The 4,254-nt window shown below is 67.9% G+C and carries 4 protein-coding genes and 1 riboswitch; of the genes, 2 read left to right on the top strand and 2 right to left on the bottom strand.

Going from position 1 to position 4,254, the window contains the following annotated elements:
* Window positions 1–29 precede the first annotated feature (29 nt).
* Window positions 30–1,634: a peptide chain release factor 3 gene (locus AC1DQP_RS17390; RefSeq protein ID WP_256775817.1), complete on the bottom strand. Its 1,605-nt coding sequence runs from the start codon at window positions 1,632–1,634 to the stop codon at window positions 30–32.
* 75 nt (window positions 1,635–1,709) lie between these two features.
* On the bottom strand, window positions 1,710–2,603 hold the full coding sequence (locus tag AC1DQP_RS17385) for a M23 family metallopeptidase (RefSeq protein WP_457319751.1): 894 nt from the start codon (window positions 2,601–2,603) through the stop codon (window positions 1,710–1,712).
* Between the two features lie 160 nt (window positions 2,604–2,763).
* A riboswitch (SAM riboswitch) is annotated at window positions 2,764–2,884 on the top strand.
* Between the two features lie 78 nt (window positions 2,885–2,962).
* Here AC1DQP_RS17385 and metX point away from each other — a divergent pair.
* On the top strand, window positions 2,963–3,994 hold the full coding sequence (gene metX / locus AC1DQP_RS17380; protein WP_457319749.1) for a homoserine O-succinyltransferase MetX: 1,032 nt from the start codon (window positions 2,963–2,965) through the stop codon (window positions 3,992–3,994).
* Window positions 3,991–4,254 (top strand): PLP-dependent transferase (locus tag AC1DQP_RS17375; RefSeq protein ID WP_478052088.1); only part of this gene is annotated, 264 nt, incomplete at its 3' end. The genes metX and AC1DQP_RS17375, both read left to right, overlap by 4 nt.

Genomic DNA, 4,254 nt, shown 5'->3' with positions numbered 1-4,254 from the left:
CATGCACGCGGGCCTGTTCAGACGCGGTATCAGCCGACCGAAATACTGTGTGCCGCTTCGCGCGTGGCAGCGAAGCGCACATCCGGCGCACGCTCCTGCGCCAGCTGCAGGTTGACCCGGGTCGGTGCCAGATACACCAGCTGCCCGGCCGCATCGATGCTCAGGTTGCCCGCGTTCTTTTCGCGGAACTCCTCCAGCTTCTTCTCGTTGCTGCAGGTGACCCAGCGCGCCGTGGTCACGCTGACCGGCTCGAAGGTGGCTTCCACGCCGTACTCGTCCTTCAGGCGGTAGGCGGCCACGTCGAACTGCAGCACACCCACCGCACCGAGGATCAGATCGTTGCTCATCAGCGGGCGGAAGAACTGCGTGGCACCTTCTTCGGAGAGCTGGGCCAGGCCCTTCTGCAGCTGCTTGAGCTTGAGCGGATCGCGCAGGCGTGCGCGGCGGAACAGTTCCGGGGCGAAGTTCGGGATGCCGGTGAAGCTCACCGCCTCGCCTTCGGTGAAGGTGTCACCGATGGAGATGGTGCCGTGGTTGTGGATACCGATGACATCGCCCGGCCACGCTTCGGCGGCGATCTCGCGATCGCTGGCCATGAAGGTCAGCGCGTTGGCCAGCTTCATTTCCTTGCCGGTGCGCACGTGGAAGGTCTTCATGCCGGCGACGAACCGGCCCGAGCAGATCCGCATGAAGGCCACGCGGTCGCGATGCTGCGGGTCCATGTTGGCCTGGATCTTGAACACGAAGCCGGTGAGCTTGTTTTCCTCCGGCGCGATCACCCGGCCGGTGGTGGCGCGCGGCTGCGGCGACGGCGCGTGCTCGACGAAGAAGTCCAGCAGCGGCTGCACGCCGAAGTTGTTCACGCCCGAGCCGAAGAACACCGGGGTCTGCTTGCCGGCCAGGTAGGCCTCCAGGTCGAACGGGTGGCTGGCGCCCTGCACCAGTTCCAGCTCGTCGCGCAGGTCGGCCAGCATGCGCTCACCGATCTTCTCGGCCAGGCCTGGCGAATCGATCGACGGGAAGATGGTCGAATCCTGGCGGGTGAAGTTGCGGCCCTGTTCGTACAGGTGGACTTCGCCGCTGATCAGGTGGACCACGCCTTTCAGGCGCTGGCCCATCCCGATCGGCCAGGTCACCGGCGCGCACTGGATGCCGAGCACGCTCTCCACTTCATCCAGCAGGTCGATCGGCTCCTTGCCCTCGCGGTCGAGCTTGTTGATGAAGGTCATGATCGGGGTATCGCGCAGGCGGCACACTTCCATCAGCTTGATGGTGCGCTCTTCCACGCCCTTGGCCACGTCGATCACCATCAGCGCCGAGTCCACCGCGGTGAGCACGCGGTAGGTGTCCTCGCCGAAGTCGGCGTGGCCGGGGGTGTCGAGCAGGTTGACGATCTTGCCTTCGTAAGGGAACTGCATCACCGAGGAGGTGACCGAGATCCCGCGCTCCTTTTCCAGCGCCATCCAGTCGGACGTTGCGTGGCGCGCGGCCTTGCGGCCCTTCACCGAACCGGCCATCTGGATCGCACCGCCGAACAGCAGCAGCTTTTCGGTCAGCGTGGTCTTGCCGGCGTCAGGATGGGAAATGATGGCGAAGGTGCGGCGGCGCGCGGCTTCGTTGGCGACTTCGGACATGGCGTGACGCGCCCGCCCGGGGCGCTTTTCATGGAGATAAGCCGTCCAGTATAGCGGGGGCGGGCGTGGCCGGGGTCAGGGCAGGGCGGCGGGGCCGCCCGGATCGGCTTCGCGGGCGAAGTGCAGCTCGCCCTGCGGGGTCACGATCCGTACCGGCACCGACCGCAGCTGCATGCCACTGTTGGTCTGGACCACGAAATGCAGGTGCGGCGCGGTGCTGAAACCGGTGTTGCCCGACAGGCCGATCCGCTGGCCAGCGTCGACCCGCTGGCCGCTGCGCACCAGGACGCCGTTGGCCTGCAGGTGCGCGTAGACGGCCATGCTGCCGTCTTCGTGCAGGATCCGAATGAAGTTGGCCCGCGCCCGATCGCGCACCGGGTCCTGTCCGTTCCCGTCGAAATTGCCCTGCACCTGCATCACCCGGCCGGCGCGCGCGGCGAGCACCGAGGTCCCTTCGGCCAGGGCGAAGTCGATGGCGTCGCGGTTCTCCGCATCGGTGTGGCTGAAACGGCCCTGCGGAGCCTGGGTGACCTGGAAGCGCCTGGCATCGAAAGGCAGCTGGTAGGCCACGTCCTGGGCCGTGGCGGTGGGATCGCCGGGCACCGCATCGAGCAGCAGGTCCAGCCGTGGTATGTCCGACGACAGTTGCAGGCGGGTCACCACGACGCTGGCCGAGCCGGCCAGCACCGCCTGCAGCGGCAGGCCGGGCAACGCCGTGGCGCCGGCCGGTTGGCGCAGTGCGATCTGCACCGGCCCGAACAGGTGGTTGTCCACGCGAGCCTGCCAGCGGCTGCCACCGCCCTCCAGCTTGACCGTGGCAATGCCCGCATCGAGGCGGTTGGCCGGCGCGGCGGCGTGGGCCTGCTCGACCAGGCCCCAGCCCGAGCGCCAGGCGGCATTGCCGGGCACGCTGGCGGCCTGGAGGGCGAGAGGACACGACAGCAAGGTCAGCAGCAGCGCACGGCGCATGGCGGGGATCCGGTGGAGATGGGCGCGACTGTACGCAACCGGGTCCGTTCAGGAAAGCGCGACGCTCGGTGCGTGCGGGTGGCGCCCTGATGAGAAAAAACTATATCGCTTCATCCCGATGAAAGGATTGACATCGCTGAAAGGGGCTGGCATCGTGGCTCCACCATCGAGACCGGCAGAGGGACAGGCCCTTTGAAGCCGGGGCAGCCCGCAGACGCGAAAGCGACCTGCGTAGGTGCCAAATCCTGCGGAGACCGTTGGTGTCTTCCGAAAGATGGTTCGAACCGTGCACCGTGCGTGCGCTTCGAACGCGAGCTCCGCGAAAGCTCGATGGCCGTTTTCCTACTTTGGATACCGCCATGGGTTTCGCCACCGCCACCGCTGTTGCCACCGACGCCTTCGCACCGATCAGCGTCCCGCTCGACGCCGGGTCCAACGCCGTGCGCGGCGAAATCGCCGCGGTGCTGTCGATGCGCCACGCCGGTGCCCGTCCGGTACGCCTGCGCTATGAACTGGTGGGGCGTGCGGGTGCACCGGTGGTGGTGCTGGCCGGGGGCATTTCCGCGCATCGGCACGTGGCCGCCAACACCGAATTCCCGGAAAAAGGCTGGGCCGAAGGGCTTGTCGCCGCCGGCCGCGCACTGGACCCAGCCGAGCAGCGCATCCTCGCCTTCGATTTCATCGGTGCCGACGGCGCGCTGGACCTGCCCATCGATACGGCCGACCAGGCCGACGCGCTGGCACTGCTGCTCGACCATCTCGGCATTGCCCAGGTGTTGTGCTTCGTCGGCTATTCCTACGGTGCACTGGTTGGCCAGCAGTTCGCCATCCGCCATCGCCCGCGTCTGCTCAAGCTGGTGGCGGTAAGCGGCGCGCATCGTCCGCATCCCTACGCCTCGGCCTGGCGCGCACTGCAGCGCCGTGCGGTGGCCCTGGGCCAGCTGCAATGCGCCGAAGGCCACGGGCTGGCCCTGGCGCGGCAGTTCGCGATGCTCAGCTACCGCACGCCGGAAGAATTCGGCGAGCGCTTCGATGCACCGCCGGAAGTGGTCAACGGCCGCGTGCGCGTGGCCGCCGAGGATTACCTCGATGCCGCCGGCGCGCAGTACGTGGCGCGCACCGCGGTGGACGCCTACCTGCGCCTGTCCGAATCGATCGACCTGCACCGCGTCGACCCGACCGCCATCCACCTGCCGACCGTGGTGGTGGCCGTGGAAGGCGACCGTCTGGTGCCGCTGGCCGATTGCGTTGGCCTGGTCGAAGGGCTGGGGCCGCGCGGCAGCCTGCGCGTGCTGCGCTCGCCGTACGGCCACGATGCCTTTCTCAAAGAAACCGATCGCATCGACGCGATCCTCGCCACCGCCATTCGTTCCCTGGGAGAAACCGCATGAGCCTGTCCACCGGTACCGAGCCGTCCTGTAGCCGCGTCACCGCCGCCGTGCGCGCCGGCATCGACCGCGACACCGCCCACGGTGCGGTGACGCCGCCGATCGTGCTGTCGTCCAACTTCAGCTTCGATGGCTTCGGCAACAAGCGCCAGTACGACTACACCCGCAGTGGCAATCCCACGCGCGACCTGCTTGGCGAAGCGCTGGCCGAACTGGAAGGCGGCGCGGGTGGGGTGATCACCTCCACCGGCATGGGCGCGATC

The organism is Stenotrophomonas sp. P5_A8 (assembly GCF_056400545.1).
The sequence above is the reverse complement of the archived record's forward strand: the minus strand, read 5'-3'. Positions and strand labels throughout refer to the sequence as shown.